We start from the raw sequence: 17,047 nt of genomic DNA, 5'->3' as shown, positions 1-17,047 counted from the left end.
CGTATTGCCGCTAAACGACTTTCAGTGCCTTGAGAACGACAAGCGAACGCTCGGCAAACGCCTCGGCCTGTTCGGTCAGTTCGGCAATGTTTTCTTCGGCAGTGGTCAGTGCCTTGCCGTCCTTGGGCAAGCCTTCGCCCTGACCGCCGATGATGCCCCAGGCCAGCAGTGCCCAGTCGGCCGGACGGGTTTTGCCTTGCTTGATCGAAATCAGAAACAACTGCTGGAAGCGGCTGACCGTCACGCCACCGCCGGTGACCGGGCTGGCCAGTACCTGAATCTTGTGGTCGAACAGCGAGCGTCTGCACAGTTGCAGATTGAGGGTGCTGCAGCGCGCCTGCACCTGTGCCTCGGCCGCTTCACTCTGGCACGGTGCCACGGCGCCCATTCCGATCAGCACATTAAGCGCCTGCTCCACATCGCCATAACTCAACGACTGCGTAGCTTCCAGCAAGTGGCGCAGGGTTTTCGGCACATAGGCGTCGTCCGCCAGCGCCTCCAGCACCGGACCGTAAATTTCCGCCTGCAAGGTTGCCGAACCCGCCGGTCCGGTGACGCTGCCCGCAACACTGTCCGCCAGTTGCATCAGAACGAAGCGGGTGCCGAGCATGCGCTCACGGTGCTCGGAGGCGGACAGGCGGGTGGCGCCACGGACGTAGAGATCGCGACGGAAGTTCTGATTGACGAAGTAATCACGCGCCTGCTCGCGCATGACCGGATGCTCGATGCCTTCCAGAAAGTCCATGCCTTCGGCAGTCAGGTTGAGCGGGTCCACCGAATCCAGCGGGACAGCCGTGGTGGCGTAGTCGAGCTTGGCCAAAGCCCAGTTCGCAGTGATAGCCGTCGCTGCCCTCAAGCGTGGCAAAACCGCGCAGCAACAAACAATAACGCTGGAAAACCGGATTGATTTCCCGGCTGTACCCGTAGGTGTAGCCTTCGTCCGTGAAATAACCTTCGTTCCAGGCATTGCTCATGCGCGCACCCTTTATTTTGGTAGTGGGAACGGCACTTATAGGGGTACTCAGGGCGATTCACAAGCGCAAAAAGCCCTGATTCTGTTGCGATGGGCTCATCCTCGGCCAATCACCTGCGCATACACCGACCGGTCGATGTTCCCGCCGGACAGAATCACCCCCACTCGTTGACCCTGCATCTTCTGCCGCTCCTGCATCAACGCCGCCAGTGCCGCAGCGCCGGCGCCTTCGGCGAGGTTGTGGGTGTCGGTGTAATACACGCGCACGGCTTCGGCGATTTCCTCCTCGCTGACGGAGACGATACGTGCAGCGCCGGCTCCGTAGACATCGAACGCCTCGGCAATCGGCTTGCGCACGGCCAGGCCGTCGGCAAAGGTATTGGCGGAGGCGGTCTCGCACAGGGTTTTTGCTTCGAAGGACAGCTTGGCAGCGGCCGCTTCTGTGGACACCACGCCCACCACCCGGGTCTCCAGACCCAGCGCATCCCGAGCAGCGATCACGCCACAAATGCCAGAGCCGCAACCGATGGGCACGTAAACGGTGTGCAGATCGGGTGCCGCACTGAACAGCTCCAGCGCATAGGTCGCCACGCCCTTGACCAGTTCGGTGTGAAACGGTGGCACCAGAAAGAGCCCGTGCGCCTGCGCCAACCGCGCCGCTTCCTCGCGAGCCTCATCGAAATCCCGTCCGTACTCGACCACTTCGCCACCGAAGCCGCGCATGGCGTTGTTTTTCTCCAGCGAATTGCCCTGCGGCACCACAATCAATGCCTTCAGCCCTGCTTCTCGCGCTGCCAGCGCCAGGCTTTGCCCGTGGTTGCCGCGCGTGGCAGAGACAATGCCTTTAACGTTCGGGTGTTCACGCCGAAGCCAGTGCATGAAAGTGATGCCACCGCGCACTTTGAAAGCGCCGGTCGGCGTGTGATTTTCGTGCTTGACCCATACCGTGCAACCCAGTCGCTCGGCCAGCAACGGCCAGCGATATTGAGCGGTGGCCGGCATCACCTGGTAAACCTGACGGGCAGCCTGTTCGATGTCTTGGCGAGTCAGTAAATGCATGGGAATCTCCTTGTGCGTGGCCCCCAGTCTAGGCACAGGCACATCACGTCGGCTTTCAAAAAACCGACCTGACTTTTGCCTCGGTTCTTCACTACCATGGCGGGCATGAGCCATCGCCCGCCGTCACCCGTCGTCCCCGAACCGGTCCGTCGTATCGAGGCCGGCCCGTGGGCGATCGAATTGTTGCCCGGTGCCGCCTACACAGCCCGTTATGTCGCGACTCAATCGGCGATCGGTTTCGCCTTCGACAGCCAGCGCGGCGTGCACGCCATCGGCAGTGATCGGATCCGCCCCTTCGATGCGCTGCCCAATGGTCTGGCGTTCGTCCCGGCTGGCTGTGACGTGATGTCCGAGTCCCCCACGGGCGGTGAATACCTGCGGGTGATTCGCACCGACGGCGTGGCGCTGGTGGGTGATCGGGCCTTCAACAACCGCATCGATCCGCCGGCCATTCGCCTTGCATCGCGCATGCGCAGCGCGATGCTGAGGGCCTCGGTGGACGATGAATGGGAAACCTGGGCCCTCGAACTGGCAGACCGAGCCCAAGGGCAATCCATTCCACCGTCTCAAGGCGCCCTCACCGACCGTCGCATGCGCCTGCTCGACGAATTCATCGACGCCGGCCTCGACGGTCCGCTGGGTGTCCTGGCCATGGCGAAATTGCTGGATTTGTCCGAAGGCTATTTCAACCGCGCCTTCAAACAGACCACCGGCAAAAGCCCCCATAGTTATCTGATCGACCGACGCCTGGCTCGCGCCCGGGCGCTGATGCACGACGCCCGCGCCGGCCTTTCGGAGATCGCCCTCGCCTGCGGTTTCAATTCCCAGGCACACATGAGCCGTGCGTTTTCACAACGACTGGGCGTGAGTCCGGCGCAATTGCGTGCAAGATCGCGCCACGATGGCGTCATCGGCAAAAAACCGGTTGAGTGGTGAATTTTTTCGTGTCCGCTTGTATCTGATCTGGAAGAAGCCGTGCCATCAAGGAGATGGCATCGGCCAAGGCGAACCGCTCTGGCCCCAGACTCTCGGGGCCTGCCGGTTTGCACAAAAACAGATCCGATGCAGAGTGAATCCCATGGAATCAAAGGAAAGCGTCAGCCCGATCGGGTTGAAAGACATCACCATTGTCGACGACGCCAAGATGCGCAAGGCCATCACCGCTGCGGCGCTGGGCAACGCGATGGAGTGGTTCGATTTCGGCGTTTACGGCTTCGTGGCCTATGTGCTGGGCAAGGTATTTTTCCCCGGGGCCGATCCCGGCGTGCAAATGATCGCGGCACTGGCGACGTTCTCGGTACCGTTCCTGATCCGGCCACTGGGCGGGCTGTTCTTCGGTGCGCTGGGGGACAAATACGGACGCCAGAAAGTCCTCGCGGCAACCATCGTCATCATGTCACTCAGTACGTTCGCCATCGGGCTGATTCCCTCCTATGCCTCGATCGGCATCTGGGCGCCGATCCTTCTGTTGCTGGCGAAAATGGCCCAGGGCTTTTCTGTCGGGGGCGAGTACACCGGTGCTTCGATTTTCGTCGCCGAATATGCGCCGGATCGCAAACGCGGCTTTCTCGGCAGCTGGCTGGACTTCGGTTCCATCGCCGGTTTCGTCCTGGGTGCCGGTGTGGTGGTGCTGATTACCGCAATCATCGGCGAAGAGAAATTCCAGGAATGGGGCTGGCGCCTGCCGTTCTTCCTCGCCCTGCCGCTGGGCATGATCGGCCTCTACCTGCGTCACGCGCTCGAAGAGACACCGGCCTTCCAGCAACATGTCGACAAGCTTGAGCAAGGTGACCGCGAAGGCCTGGCCGGCGGCCCGAAAGTGTCGTTCAAGGAAGTCGCGACCAAACACTGGCGCAGCCTGATGACCTGCATCGGCGTGGTGGCGGCGACCAACGTCACCTATTACATGCTGCTGACCTACATGCCGAGCTACCTGTCGCACAACCTGCATTACAGCGAGAACCGCGGGGTGTTGATCATCATCGCAATCATGGTCGGCATGCTGTTCGTACAACCTGCCATCGGTTTTATCAGCGACAAGATCGGCCGCCGTCCCTTCATCATCTTCGGCAGCATCGCTCTGTTCATTCTGGCGATTCCCGCCTTCATGCTGATCAACAGCGGCAAGATCGGCCTGATCTTCTCCGGCCTGCTGATACTGGCCGTGGTGCTCAACTTCTTCATCGGTGTCATGGCCTCTACGCTGCCGGCGATGTTCCCGACCCACATCCGCTACAGCGCGCTGGCCAGTGCGTTCAACGTCTCGGTGCTGATCGCCGGGGTGACACCGACCGTCGCAGCGTGGCTGGTGGAAAGCACCCAGAACCTGTACATGCCGGCCTATTACCTGATGGTGACCGCTGTCGTCGGGTTGATTACCGGTGTGACCATGAGAGAAACCGCCAACAAACCGCTACGCGGAGCCGCGCCGGCAGCTTCCGATATCGCTGAAGCGCGGGAGCTGTTGCAGGAGCACCACGACAACATCGAACAGAAAATCGAGGACATCGACGCCGAGATCGCCGAGCTGCAAGCCAAACGCGATCATCTGGCGCAACAGCACCCGCGAATCGAATAACCATATAAAGAGTTGATGGGACAACAGGGTGGCATTCAAACGCCGTTCTGTGGTGTTCTGTTCGTCAGGAGCCGGTGGTTTTTTCTGCCGGCTCACACATTTCAGCAACTGACGATGAGGTTCGTTCATGAGCAAGGCGCCTTACGTACCACCCAAGGTCTGGAAACACAGCGCTCCGTCCGGCGGCCACTTCGCCAACATCAATCGTCCGATTGCCGGGCCGACCCATGACAAGCAACTGCCCGTCGGCAAGCATCCGTTGCAACTGTATTCGCTGGCCACACCCAACGGCGTGAAAGTCACCATCCTGCTGGAAGAATTGCTGGCTCTGGGTCATGCCGGCGCCGAATACGACGCCTGGCTGATCCGCATCGGCGAAGGCGATCAGTTCTCCAGCGGCTTTGTCGGGGTCAACCCGAACTCAAAGATCCCGGCACTGCTGGACCGCAGCGTGGAGCCGGCAATCCGCGTATTCGAATCCGGCTCGATCCTGCTTTATCTGGCCGAAAAGTTCGGCGCCTTCCTGCCCACCGACCTCGCCGGCCGCACCGAAACCCTGAACTGGCTGTTCTGGCAAATGGGCTCGGCGCCCTACCTGGGCGGCGGTTTCGGGCATTTTTATGCCTACGCACCGGAAAAGTTTGAATACCCGATCAACCGCTTCACCATGGAAGCCAAGCGTCAGCTGGATGTGCTCGACCGGCGTCTTGCCGAAAGCCCTTATCTTGCCGGCGACCACTACACCATCGCCGACATCGCGGTCTGGCCGTGGTACGGGCAACTGGTGCGCAACAACGTGTACGGCGCAGCCGAGTTCCTGTCGGCTCACGAATACACCCATGTGCAGCGCTGGGCCGAGGACATCGCCAGACGGCCGGCGGTCATCCGTGGGCAGCGTGTCAACCGCACCTGGGGCGACGAAGCGAGCCAGGTCCCCGAAAGACATGAGGCGGCTGATCTGAAGTAATCGCTCGCAGCCGATAATAAAAACAAGGGGCGCCCGCATGAACATTCTTTACGACGAACAGGTCGACGGCACCCTGCCGGACGTCGATAAAACCGCGCTGTTGCAGGCGCTGCACAACCAGTGGCCAGCACTGGAAATCCTGCACCAGCGCGAGGATCTCGCCCCGTACGAATGCGACGGGTTGTCCGCCTATCGCACCACACCGCTGCTGGTGGTTCTGCCACGACATCTGGATGAAGTGCAGGGCATCTTGCGAATCTGTCATGAGATGAACGTGCCGGTGGTGGCCCGGGGTGCCGGCACCGGTTTGTCCGGTGGGGTGCTGCCGCTGGAAAAAGGCGTGCTGCTGGTGATGGCGCGCTTCAACAACATCCTGCACATCGACCCGGCCGCTCGCACCGCACGGGTTCAGCCGGGAGTACGCAATCTGGCGATCTCCCAGGCTGCCGCGCCGTTTGGCCTGTATTACGCGCCGGACCCGTCCTCGCAGATTGCCTGTTCCATCGGTGGCAACGTCGCGGAAAACGCCGGTGGCGTGCATTGTCTGAAATACGGCCTGACCGTGCACAACCTGCTCAAGGTCGACATTCTCACCGTAGACGGCGAACACCTCACGCTCGGCTCCGACGCATTCGATTCTCCCGGTTTCGATCTGCTGGCGCTGTTCACCGGCTCCGAAGGCCTGCTGGGTGTGATCACCGAAATCACGGTCAAGCTGCTGCCCAGACCGCAGACCGCAAAAGTCTTGCTGGCCGCCTTCGACTCCGTGGAAAACGCCGGCCGAGCCGTGGCCGACATCATCGCCGCCGGCATCATCCCCGGAGGCCTGGAAATGATGGATAACCTGGCGATCCGCGCCGCCGAGGATTTCATCCACGCCGGCTACCCGGTGGACGCCGAAGCCATCTTGCTGTGTGAACTCGATGGCGTTGAAGCCGACGTCCACGATGACTGCCTCCGCGTACGCCAGGTGCTGGAGAACGCCGGTGCCAGCGAAGTGCGTCAGGCCAGGGACGAGGCCGAGCGCGTGCGCTTCTGGGCCGGGCGCAAGAATGCCTTTCCTGCCGTGGGTCGTCTGTCACCGGATTACTACTGCATGGATGGCACCATCCCGCGCCGCGAACTGCCCGGCGTGCTGAAAGCCATTGCGCAGTTGTCCGCCGAACATGGCCTGCGGGTGGCCAACGTGTTCCATGCCGGCGACGGCAACATGCATCCGTTGATTCTGTTCGATGCCAACCGGCCCGGAGAGCTGGAGCGCGCCGAAATCCTGGGAGGCAGAATTCTCGAACTGTGTGTAAAGGTCGGCGGCAGCATCACCGGCGAACACGGTGTGGGACGGGAGAAAATCAACCAGATGTGCGCACAGTTCAACAGCGATGAGCTGACCCTGTTCCATGCCGTCAAAGCCGCGTTCGACCCCGGCGGTCTGCTCAACCCGGGCAAGAACATCCCGACCCTGCACCGCTGCGCCGAATTCGGCGCCATGCATATCCACGCAGGACAGCTGCCCTTCCCCGAGCTGGAGCGTTTCTGATGAATCATGGCAAAGACGTCGATGACAGCGCCGCGCTGCTTGAGCAGGTCAATCAGGCGTTGCACGCTGCAACGCCGTTGCGGATTCAGGGCGCCAACAGCAAGGCCTTTCTGGGGCGCATCGTTGCCGGAGAAATCCTCGACACCCGCACCCATCGCGGCATTGTCCACTACGACCCGACCGAATTGGTGATCACCGCACGCTGCGGCACACCGCTGGCCGAACTGCTGGCGGTGCTGGACGCTTCACAACAAATGTTGCCGTGCGAGCCTCCGGCCTTCGCCGACGACGCAACGGTGGGCGGGATGGTCGCCAGCGGTCTGTCGGGCCCGCGACGGCCATGGTCAGGGGCGGTGCGGGATTTCGTGCTCGGCACCCGAATAATCACCGGTCATGGCAAGCACCTGCGGTTCGGCGGTGAGGTCATGAAGAACGTCGCCGGTTATGACCTTTCCCGGCTGATGGCCGGCAGCTACGGCGCGCTCGGGGTCATTACCGAAGTCTCGCTCAAAGTCCTGCCCAGGCCGCGTCAGTGCCTGAGCATCAGCCTGGAGATGGACAGCGAGCGAGCCTTGCAGCGCCTGGTGGAATGGAGCCAACAACCGTTGCCGATCAGCGCCGCCTGCCACGACGGTCAGCGGCTGCATTTGCGGCTGGAAGGAGGTGATGGTTCGGTGGGTGCCGCCCGTGATCGTCTCGGCGGCGAAATACTCGACGGATCCTATTGGGCGGACTTGAATGAACAGCGCCTGGCCTTCTTCGATGAAGACATGCCGCTGTGGCGCCTTTCAGTGCCGAACAATGCATCGCCACTGGACGTGAATGGCACCCGGTTGCTTGACTGGGGCGGCGCCCAGCAGTGGCTCAAGTCAGGGGAGGAAGCGGCGCTGATCCGCCAGGCGGTTTCGAAGGTTGGCGGGCATGCGACCTGCTACAGCCATGGTTTGATCGATGCGCCCTTCCATCCTCTTTCGCCCGCCCTCTTGCATTATCACCGTCGCCTCAAGCAACAGCTCGATCCTCAGGGCATCTTCAACCCCGGTCGCCTGTACGCGGAGCTTTGAACCATGCAGACCACTCTCAGCGAAAAGGCCCGACAACTGCCCCGTGCCGAAGAAGCCGAGCGCATCCTGCGCACCTGCGTACACTGCGGTTTCTGTAACGCGACCTGCCCGACCTATCAGTTGCTCGGCGATGAACTCGACGGCCCGCGAGGTCGCATTTACCTGATCAAACAGGTGCTGGAAGGCAACGAAGTCACCCGCAAGACCCAACGGCACCTGGATCGCTGCCTGTCCTGCCGCAATTGCGAAACCACCTGCCCGTCCGGTGTGGACTATCACAACCTGCTGGATATCGGCCGGGCTGTGGTTGATGCGGCCGTGCCGCGGCCCGTCGGCCAACGCTTGTTGCGCGGAGGTTTGCGTGCAGTGGCGCCCGATGCCTTTCTGTTCAAGAGACTGCTCGGTACTGGCCGGATCTTCCGCGTGCTGTTGCCCGAGATTCTGCAAGCCAAACTGCCACGCAACACCTCTGCAACCGAGCGCCGCCCGGCAACCCGTCATGCCCGCCAGATGCTGATGCTCGAAGGCTGCGTGCAACCGGGTCTGTCGCCCAACACCAATACGGCGGCGGCACGGGTGCTGGATCGACTGGGAATCAGCATGGCTCCAGCACGAAATGCCGGTTGTTGCGGCGCCGTGGACTATCACCTCGATGCCCAGGCCAAAGGACTTGAGCGGGCCCGCAAGAACATCGACGCATGGTGGCCGGCCATCGAACAAGGTGCCGAGGCGATCGTACAGACCGCCAGCGGCTGCGGTGCGTTCATCAAGGATTACGGACACTTGCTTTGCACTGATCCGGCCTACGCCGAGAAGGCGAAAACCGTGAGTGCGCTGGCGAAAGATCTGGTCGAAGTATTGCGCGAGGAGCCGCTCGAGTCCCTTGGCATTCATGCCGATCAACGCCTGGCCTTCCACTGCCCCTGCACCTTGCAACACGCGCAGAAACTCGGCGGCGCGGTGGAATCGGTGCTGAGCCGGCTGGGCTTCAACCTCACGACCGTGCCGGACGCCCATTTGTGCTGCGGCTCGGCGGGGACCTATTCGATCACTCAACCGGACCTGGCCCGGCAACTGCGCGACCAGAAGCTGAATGCTCTGGAAAGCGGTCATCCGGAAGTCATCGTCACCGCAAATATCGGTTGCCAGGCCCACCTTGACGGTGCGGGACGCACACCGGTCAGGCACTGGATCGAGCTGGTGGATGCCGCGTTGCCATTGGTGGACCAGATCTAGTATTGCTGGCGGCGGTCGAACGACGGGCGAAAAAAAACCGCCTTTGCGGGGCGGTTTTCCGGTAGGCCTCAGTTTGCGGCTGGGGCCTTTTTTGTCTCACGGACAGAACTGACGTGCCGGAATACTATTAATCTTTGGTCTTGGTTGCAACGTTATTTTGCGTGCCATACGAAAACAAGGAAGAGGCTGACGGACGTGTATCGCCTCAAAATGTGCTGACAGAAATAACGAATTACAAAACATCTAAAACGTTTATCCTTGATCCTCAAAATCCCGCCACAAGTCAGGTTAATATCCCAGCGCTCACTCGTCAGTACGTCCATGAGGTTTGGCTGGAACCATAACGGTTTCATGCCCTTCGACACGGTTTTGCACCCGTGCCGGAATGAAGGCTCGGAGGGATCACAACCGGCCGCCTCATGGACAGGACTGACGTTGATGTCCGAAGGCGCCCATGGTCCGGTAAGTGCGCTGGAGGTCTGGCCCCCGACCTGGAGGCCAAAACGTATGAAACTTTTGCTTCGTACACTGAGCCTCGTATGGAGATCGTTTCAAGCGTTTCGCTTTTACGAGTTCCTGCGAGACCATTTTGACAACCTGAAGTAACGGTTGCCGATGTGGGAAAAAGCCCGTTTCAGCTTCGGTTGAAACGGGCTTTTTTTGCTCTTTAAAACTGTCATTTATAGGACTTTTTATAAATTGATCCTGTTAAGCCGTAAGACATTTCGCTGACATCCGTCATCCCTTTGTCTCCTTCACCGTCGGTTATTAGCTAATAGCCCCTTCATTAAATCGTCGCTGAATCGTTGTACTAAGATAGGATCCAATTTCCTGATGCGCTGTCGCCGGGCATGGAGCTGTTTTCCGGTGGTTCAGGAGCACGAGTACCACACTGCAACTCATGGATGAACGACATGAACTCACAGCTGTTTCCTCACATCGGCAAAGTCATCGCCAGCACGGGCAGCCGGCATTTCCCACGGATGCTGCATGACCTGATCCTGACTCAACTGGCGGTGGACGCCACACACATCCGGCAGATGCGCGTGGAACCGCTCGGACGTACGCAACCACGCAGCGAGCCCGAATGCGTCAAGGAAGCCGCCCTGCTGACCGAAACGGTCTATTCCGAACTGAGCCCCCTGCCCGGCGCCAATGACTTGCCCGTCCCGGAACCCTCGACCGTCACCGATGCCTCGCAATTACATCTGACCCGGCGCAACGATGGTTACCGCTATGTGATCTCGGTCTATCGCTGCGGCCCGTCAAAACGTTTTTCCGCTCAGGAGCGCAACCTGCTGCAGGATATTTCCCCGGTGCTGTTGCCGATGGTGGAAAAACACATCAATGCCCTGCAACCGACAAGCGTTGATGCACAGGGACAGCCGTATGAACAATCGGAATCGACCCTGCAAGGCCTGGAAACCCTGCGCCTGCGTTTTTGCGAGCGAGTTGAACAACTGGGACTGAGCCTGTCGAACCGTGAAATGGAAGTGTGTGTCGGCCTGCTCGCCGGACGCACCGCGCCTGAGCTGGCCGAGCAGTTGCAACTGAAGGTCAATACCGTTGAAAGCTACCTCAAGCGTGCCGCCATCAAACTCGGTATCAGCGGGCGTCATTCGCTGATGCGCTGGATGTATTCGCCAAAGGACTGCCCGGCAGTCTGCGGTCCGTCGAACGCAGCCTGATACCGTCGTGAAAAAGACCGCCCTCCTGCAAAGGACGGCGGTCTTTTTACGCCTTCGTCAATCCCGGGCCAACGCCTCGATCGGATCGAGGCGCGACGCATTGCGCGCCGGTACGAAGCCGAACACGATGCCGATCAGGGTCGAGCAGATCACGGCGGTGAGCACCGAGGTCAGCGAGAACACCATTTCCCACTCTTTGATGAACAACGAAAACAGATGACCGATGGCGTAGGACAGCGAGATACCGATGGCGCCACCCAGCAGACAGACCATCACCGCTTCCACCAGAAATTGCTGACGAATATCCGACTGCCGTGCACCGACCGCCATGCGAATACCGATCTCACGGGTCCGTTCGGTGACCGATACCAGCATGATGTTCATCACGCCGATGCCGCCCACCACCAGCGAAATCACCGCAATCAGCGACAGCAGCAAGGCCAGTGAGCGACTGGTTTTCTGCACGGTCTGCATCACGCTGTCGAGGTTGTTGGTGAAGAAGTCCTTGGTGCCGTGGCGCTGCAGCATCAGTTTGTTGACGTGTTCCTCCACCACTTTGCTCGGCTGGCCGTCCTTGATGCGCACGCTGATGCTGTCCAGATAGCGCTGGCCCAGCAACCGGCCCGCTGCGGTTTCATAGGGCACCCAGACGTTGAGCGACTTGCTCGACGAGAAGATGTTCTTGTTCTCCGCCGCCACACCGATCACCGTGCACGGCAAGTTGCCGATCAGGATCACCTGCCCCAGCGGATCGACGCCTTCGCCAAACAATCGGTTTCGGGTGTTGTGATCGATCACCGCCACCTGCGCCTGACGCCGGGCGTCGCTTTCGCTGAACGCAATGCCCGACTCCATCTTGATCCCGCGCACCTGGAAATACAGATCGCTGACACCGTTGACCTGCGCATCCAGGTCGATGTTGCGATAGCGCAGCAACAGGTTGCGTCCCACCACCGGCGTGGCGCTGTCGACGTAGTAGAGTTGATTGAGTGCGGTCACGTCGGCGGGCACCAGGGTTTCGATGGCCGCCGAACGACTGTCACCGAAACTGGTGCCGGAATAGATATCGATGGTATTGCTGCCGATGGCCTGAATGTCCTTGAGTACATAGCGCTTGGCCCCTTCGCCGATGGCCGAGATCGACACCACCGAGGTGATGCCGATGACGATCCCGAGCATGGTCAACAAGGTGCGCATCCGGTGGGAGATCAGCGCGACCCAGGCCATGTTGAACGCTTCCTTGAACAAACCGAGGCTGGCCACCAGACGCCGCACTGTCGTGGACTTGGGTGGCACGGCATCCTCGCTGCTCAATGCCATGGTGTCGCGCTCGTTGCGGCGGTCGCTGAGGATTTCGCCGTCGCTGACTTCAATGATGCGCTCGGCGTTGGCGGCGACCTTCGGGTCGTGAGTCACCAGAATCACCGTGTGCCCCGCGGCGTGCAGTTCCAGCAGAATGCGCATCACCTCCTTGCCGCTGGTAGTATCGAGCGCGCCGGTCGGTTCGTCGGCGAGGATCACTTCACCGCCGTTCATCAACGCTCGGGCAATACTCACCCGCTGTTGCTGACCGCCCGACAGTTGACTGGGACGATGCGTCAGGTGCCCTTTCAGCCCCAGCCGCGCCAACAGTTCACGGGCCCGGGCGTGACGCTGCGGCTCCGGCGTGCCGGCGTAGATCGCCGGCATTTCGACGTTGTGCATCGCACTCAGATGCGGCAACAGGTGGTAGCGCTGGAAGATGAAACCGAAATAATCGCGGCGCAGCTCGGCCAGCGCCTGATTGTCCAGATCCCGGGTTTCCCGGCCGTTGATCCTGTAGCTGCCGGCGGTGGCGTAGTCGAGGCAGCCGAGGATGTTCATCAGCGTGGATTTACCGGAGCCCGACGCACCGATGATCGCCACCATTTCCCCGGCATTGATCGTCAGATCGATATGCTTCAGCGCCAGAAACTCACGGTCGCCCGCGGTGAAACTGCGGCTGATGCCGCTCAGTTGCAACAGGGGTTCGGTCATGCTCATGCCCCCGCCATTTTCGCCACCGGATCACCGATCACCACCCGGTCGCCTTCAGCCAGGCCTTCGTTGACCTGAACCTTGACGTTATTGTTGATCCCGGTCTGCACGTTGCGCGTTTGCGCCTGGCCCTTGGCGTCCAGCACCCGCACCGGAAAACTGCCATCGTGGTTGCGTGGGCCCAGCGCCGCCACCGGAATCGTCAACACCGATTTGGCGGTATCGAGTACCACGCGCACCTGCGCCGTCATGGAAATACGCAAACGATGATCGGGATTGGGCACCTCGAACAGCGCGTTGTAGAACACCGCCGTGTTCTGTTTCGGCGTGCCGGCGGGCGGGGTCTCGAGGAAGTTCTGCGGTGCGGGCTCGGTGCCGCGCAGCTTGCCGTAGTAACGCTTGTCCTCGCCGAGAATGGTGAAGTACACCTCCTGTCCCGGTGCGATATGAATGACGTCAGCCTCCGACACCTGAGCCTTGACGGTCATGGTGTCCAGATCCGCCAGTTTCAGCAGGATCGGCGCCAACTGGTTGGCGATCACGGTCTGGCCTTCCTGGGTGACGATACCCACCACGTCGCCGTCGATGGGCGCGACGATCCGCGTGTAGGCCAGATTGACCTTGGCCGTGTCGATCTGGATATGCGCGCTCTTGATCTGCGCGTCCAGCGACAACAGATTGGCCTGTTGCACCTCGTAGTTCGATTGCGCGGTTTCGAAATCCTGCCGCGAGATCGACGCGTCCTCCTGCAGGTTCTGATAGCGCTCGTAGATTGCCTTGGTCTGGCGCAACTGAGCCTGAGTTGCCCGGCGCTGGGCTTGCAGGTTTTCCTCGTCGACCTGCGCCTGACGCAAAGTGTTTTGCAGCACCAGCGGGTCGATTTCCGCCAGCCACTGGCCCTTCTTGACCTTGTCGCCGACCTTGACCTTCAGCGACTTCAACTGCCCCGAGACCTGGGCACCGACGTCCACCTGTTTGATGCCTTCCAGCAGACCGGTGGCCAGCACCGCGTTTTCAATGTCGCCTCGTTCGACCGTGGCGGTCAGGTATTGCGGCGCTTCGGCCGGTGCCTGCACCGTGTAGAACACCAACCCGGCCACCAGCGTCAACGCGATCCCCAGACCGACTTTGCGCAACTTCGACTGTTCCATAAATGACCACAATTCCGTTCAGGGTCGAGCCCGGCCAGTGGCCGGGCTCCAGGTTAAAAAATCGATCAGGACACTACCTGCCCCGCCGCCACGGTCAGCCCGTCATGCCACCACGCCGCAAGACTGAAGACGTTGGGCGCCTTGAGGATCGTGAAGTGGTTGCCGGGGCCGTACCACACCGTCAGATACCTGGCTTCACGCTGCCAGCCCTCGAGCATGGCCGCCTGTTCACGCTGGTTGCCGAGGGTGTCCAGCGTCGGGTCGTCCACGAGCGCCAGGCGCACCGGTCCGGTATAGGCCAGAGCCGGTCGATAAACCGTGCGCAGCGCCGTGGCGAAGGTTCGCACCGGGCCCCGCATCGCATCGGCAGAAGAGCGATCGGACAGCACGCCCGCATGAACCATCCCCTCATGCAGCAGGCGCATTTGCGTAGCGTCATCGGCTTCAGCGAAGGTCAGTGCATCGATCCCCAATGACTTGCCGCTGGACAGTTGCAACGACTCGATCAGCCGCAACAACGCCGCCGTTGTGGTGTACGACTTGCCCACAACGCTGTTGCCGCCCGGCGACTCGCTGTCGATCAGCGTCAGGGACGCCACTTCGCGCCCCGCCGCCTGCAACTGCGCCGCCATGGCGTACGCTACCCAGCCACCGAACGAATGCCCGATCAGATGCACCGGCCCATGGGGATACAACTGCTCCAGCGCCCGCAGGTAGAAACCGGCGGCACTTTCGACCCGGCTGTGGGGCACCGTCACACCGTCCAGGCCTCGGGGCTGCAGCCCGTAAATCGGCCACTCCGGCCCCAACGCCTCGGTCAGATGGATGAACCCGGTGACACTGTCTCCGGCGCCCGGCACACAGAAAATCGGTGCATGCCCGGTGTGGCCGGTCTGGATCGTCAACAGCGGCTGGTACGCGCGGGGTTCGATGACTGCCGACGTGTGCAATGCCTGACTGATCGCCTGTCCGAGCACTTGCACATGGGGCGACTGCATCATGCTCTGGTGATCGCCTGGCACATCGAAGCAGCGCAGCAGCGTGGCCGGTACCTCGTCCGACCAACCGAGGGTCGGATGACGCCGCGACAGCTCCGTCGGATGTTCCTGCGCCCTGAACAGATGCACCGGCAGTCCGAGCGGATTGATCCGGTAATGAGCCAGTGCATGCCCGTGGGCCACTTCACGGTCGAGGTAATGCCACAGATCCTCCGGTGCAGCGGCAGCCATGTCCGGGTGCAGCAGTTGTTCTTCCCGGCAACGCTGCAACAACGGCTGGAAGTCGATCTGCTCGAGTTCGGCCTGCAACAGCGCCAGATGCGCCAGCGCAGCCTGTCCCGCTTCGCCGCGAGCGGCCCAGTACAACGTGCAATGCTGCAACAGCTGGCGTTTGTGCGAATGCTCGTCGCCCCAGCGCGCCTTGCCCTGATCGGTCAGGCGCGGCACGAAACTGTCGATCAGACCGACGAACGCCACGTCCTCATCCATGCCCAGCAACTGCATCGCCACTTCATACGCCAGCACCCCGCCGAACGACCAGCCGGCCAGGCGATAAGGCCCTTGCGGCTGCACCGAACGGATGATTTCCACCATGCGCGCCGCCAGGCATTCCATGGTGCGCAGCGGCGCTTCGCCGAACGGAATACCCGGCAGGCCATAGATCGGGAAATCGCCTTCGATATGCAGCCCGAGTGCCGGGAAGTAGGCGTCCAGCCCGCTGAACTCATGCACCAGGAACAGCGGTATGTCGGCACCACCGGCCCGCACCACGACCAGCCCGTCATCCTGTGGCTCAGCCCCGGTACGCTGGCTGAGCAAGGTGCCGAGCGACTCGATGCTGGCATGCTGGAACAACTCGGCCAGGGTGACCTCCAGCCCGTTCTGTTGCATCAGGTTGACCAGACGAATCGCCAGCAACGAGTGCCCGCCCAGTTCGAAGAAGTTGTCGTGACGCCCCACCTGCTCGACCTGCAATACTTCGGCCCACAACTGAGCGAGGGTCTCCTCCAGCGAATTGACCGGGGCTGCATAGGCGCGGCTGAGCAGCGCGTCCTGCGCAGGGATCGGCAACGCCTTGCGGTCGACCTTGCCGTTGTTGTTCAGCGGTAAAGCGTCGAGCTGCACCCAGGCCGACGGCACCATGTAGTCCGGCAGGCGCGCCTGCAACTGGCTGCGCAGGCTGGCGTTGTCCACGCCCTCTTCGGCGGTGAAATACGCCACCAGACGCAGCGGCTCCGTGCCGTCGCGACGGGCCAGCACGATGGCTTCCCTGACCCCTTCGCAACTCAGCAGGCGGTTTTCGATTTCCCCCAGTTCGATACGGAAACCACGAATCTTCACCTGATCATCGTTGCGACCGAGGCATTCCAGTTGTCCCGGGGCGAGCCAGCGTGCGAGGTCGCCGGTGCGGTACAACAGCGCGCCCGGTTGTTCGCTGAACGGGTCTTGCAGGAATTTCTCCGCAGTCAGATCCGGGCGATTGAGATAACCCAGCGCCACACCTTGCCCACCGATGTACAGCTCGCCGGTGACACCCATCGGCACCGCTTGCTGACGGGCGTCGAGTACGTAGACCTGGGTGTTGGAGATCGGCCCGCCAATCGGCACGCTGTCGGCATCTTCCGCCACTTCGCGCACTTCAAAAGTAGTCGCGTAGGTGGTGGTTTCGGTCGGGCCGTAGCAGTGGACGATGCGCAGGTCCGGCGCCTCGGCCAGCAGACGGCGGAAGGCCGCCGGGTCGGCGCGTTCACCGCCGCACAGCACCATGCGCAGGCCCTTC

At 61.4% G+C, this 17,047-nt stretch carries 11 protein-coding genes and 1 pseudogene; 7 read left to right on the top strand and 5 right to left on the bottom strand.

Annotation, left to right across the window (positions count from 1 at the left end):
- Positions 1-10: 10 nt before the first annotated feature.
- Both ACK6BI_RS22225 and ACK6BI_RS22220 read right to left on the bottom strand, forming a co-directional pair.
- Positions 11-974 (bottom strand): annotated as a pseudogene (locus tag ACK6BI_RS22225) (methyltransferase regulatory domain-containing protein).
- 95 nt (positions 975-1,069) lie between these two features.
- Complete coding sequence (locus ACK6BI_RS22220) at positions 1,070-2,032, bottom strand: threonine dehydratase (protein ID WP_409318736.1); 963 nt, start codon at positions 2,030-2,032, stop codon at positions 1,070-1,072.
- A gap of 96 nt (positions 2,033-2,128) precedes the next feature.
- Here ACK6BI_RS22220 and ACK6BI_RS22215 point away from each other — a divergent pair, with 96 nt between their 5' ends.
- The 7 genes from ACK6BI_RS22215 to ACK6BI_RS22185 all read left to right on the top strand — a co-directional run bounded on the left by ACK6BI_RS22215 (position 2,129) and on the right by ACK6BI_RS22185 (position 11,102).
- Entirely contained in the window at positions 2,129-2,968 is an 840-nt protein-coding gene (locus ACK6BI_RS22215) for a helix-turn-helix domain-containing protein (RefSeq protein ID WP_409318782.1), read from the top strand.
- Positions 2,969-3,110: 142 nt separating this feature from the next.
- On the top strand, positions 3,111-4,610 hold the full coding sequence (gene proP / locus ACK6BI_RS22210; protein WP_409318735.1) for a glycine betaine/L-proline transporter ProP: 1,500 nt from the start codon (positions 3,111-3,113) through the stop codon (positions 4,608-4,610).
- A 127-nt stretch (positions 4,611-4,737) separates the two neighbouring features.
- On the top strand, positions 4,738-5,577 hold the full coding sequence (yghU, locus tag ACK6BI_RS22205) for a glutathione-dependent disulfide-bond oxidoreductase (RefSeq protein WP_260523161.1): 840 nt from the start codon (positions 4,738-4,740) through the stop codon (positions 5,575-5,577).
- A gap of 37 nt (positions 5,578-5,614) precedes the next feature.
- Positions 5,615-7,114, top strand: coding sequence for a glycolate oxidase subunit GlcD (glcD, locus tag ACK6BI_RS22200; protein WP_409318734.1), 1,500 nt, complete (start codon positions 5,615-5,617; stop codon positions 7,112-7,114).
- Positions 7,114-8,178: a glycolate oxidase subunit GlcE gene (glcE, locus tag ACK6BI_RS22195; protein ID WP_409318733.1), complete on the top strand. Its 1,065-nt coding sequence runs from the start codon at positions 7,114-7,116 to the stop codon at positions 8,176-8,178. Before glcD ends, glcE begins: the two co-directional genes overlap by 1 nt.
- Positions 8,179-8,181: 3 nt before the next feature.
- Complete coding sequence (gene glcF / locus ACK6BI_RS22190; RefSeq protein ID WP_409318732.1) at positions 8,182-9,414, top strand: glycolate oxidase subunit GlcF; 1,233 nt, start codon at positions 8,182-8,184, stop codon at positions 9,412-9,414.
- 914 nt (positions 9,415-10,328) lie between these two features.
- The gene (locus tag ACK6BI_RS22185) at positions 10,329-11,102 is read left to right on the top strand and encodes a helix-turn-helix transcriptional regulator (protein WP_409318731.1); all 774 of its coding nucleotides are present in this window, start codon (positions 10,329-10,331) and stop codon (positions 11,100-11,102) included.
- Positions 11,103-11,159: 57 nt separating this feature from the next.
- On the opposite strand, the gene ACK6BI_RS22180 is transcribed toward ACK6BI_RS22185, so the two are convergent.
- The 3 genes from ACK6BI_RS22180 to ACK6BI_RS22170 all read right to left on the bottom strand — a co-directional run.
- Positions 11,160-13,118, bottom strand: a complete 1,959-nt coding sequence (locus ACK6BI_RS22180) for a MacB family efflux pump subunit (RefSeq protein ID WP_409318730.1) — start codon at positions 13,116-13,118, stop codon at positions 11,160-11,162.
- A 2-nt stretch (positions 13,119-13,120) separates the two neighbouring features.
- Positions 13,121-14,269, bottom strand: coding sequence for a macrolide transporter subunit MacA (macA, locus tag ACK6BI_RS22175; RefSeq protein ID WP_409318729.1), 1,149 nt, complete (start codon positions 14,267-14,269; stop codon positions 13,121-13,123).
- A 65-nt stretch (positions 14,270-14,334) separates the two neighbouring features.
- On the bottom strand, positions 14,335-17,047 hold a 2,713-nt coding region (locus ACK6BI_RS22170), incomplete at its 5' end, for an alpha/beta fold hydrolase (RefSeq protein WP_409318728.1).

Origin of the sequence: Pseudomonas sp. KCJK9016 (assembly GCF_046231795.1) — a bacterium.
GTDB lineage: Bacteria > Pseudomonadota > Gammaproteobacteria > Pseudomonadales > Pseudomonadaceae > Aquipseudomonas > Aquipseudomonas bananamidigenes.
This window is presented reverse-complemented; position numbering and strand designations above follow the sequence as displayed.

Excerpts from the sequence above, each read along its gene's own strand:
- ACK6BI_RS22220 (WP_409318736.1), bottom strand. The coding sequence starts at position 2,032 with ATGCATTTACTGACTCGCCAAGACATCGAACAGGCTGCCCGTCAGGTT.
- ACK6BI_RS22215 (WP_409318782.1), top strand. The coding sequence starts at position 2,129 with ATGGCGGGCATGAGCCATCGCCCGCCGTCACCCGTCGTCCCCGAACCG.
- proP (WP_409318735.1), top strand. The coding sequence starts at position 3,111 with ATGGAATCAAAGGAAAGCGTCAGCCCGATCGGGTTGAAAGACATCACC.
- yghU (WP_260523161.1), top strand. The coding sequence starts at position 4,738 with ATGAGCAAGGCGCCTTACGTACCACCCAAGGTCTGGAAACACAGCGCT.
- glcD (WP_409318734.1), top strand. The coding sequence starts at position 5,615 with ATGAACATTCTTTACGACGAACAGGTCGACGGCACCCTGCCGGACGTC.
- glcE (WP_409318733.1), top strand. The coding sequence starts at position 7,114 with ATGAATCATGGCAAAGACGTCGATGACAGCGCCGCGCTGCTTGAGCAG.
- glcF (WP_409318732.1), top strand. The coding sequence starts at position 8,182 with ATGCAGACCACTCTCAGCGAAAAGGCCCGACAACTGCCCCGTGCCGAA.
- ACK6BI_RS22185 (WP_409318731.1), top strand. The coding sequence starts at position 10,329 with ATGAACTCACAGCTGTTTCCTCACATCGGCAAAGTCATCGCCAGCACG.
- ACK6BI_RS22180 (WP_409318730.1), bottom strand. The coding sequence starts at position 13,118 with ATGACCGAACCCCTGTTGCAACTGAGCGGCATCAGCCGCAGTTTCACC.
- macA (WP_409318729.1), bottom strand. The coding sequence starts at position 14,269 with ATGGAACAGTCGAAGTTGCGCAAAGTCGGTCTGGGGATCGCGTTGACG.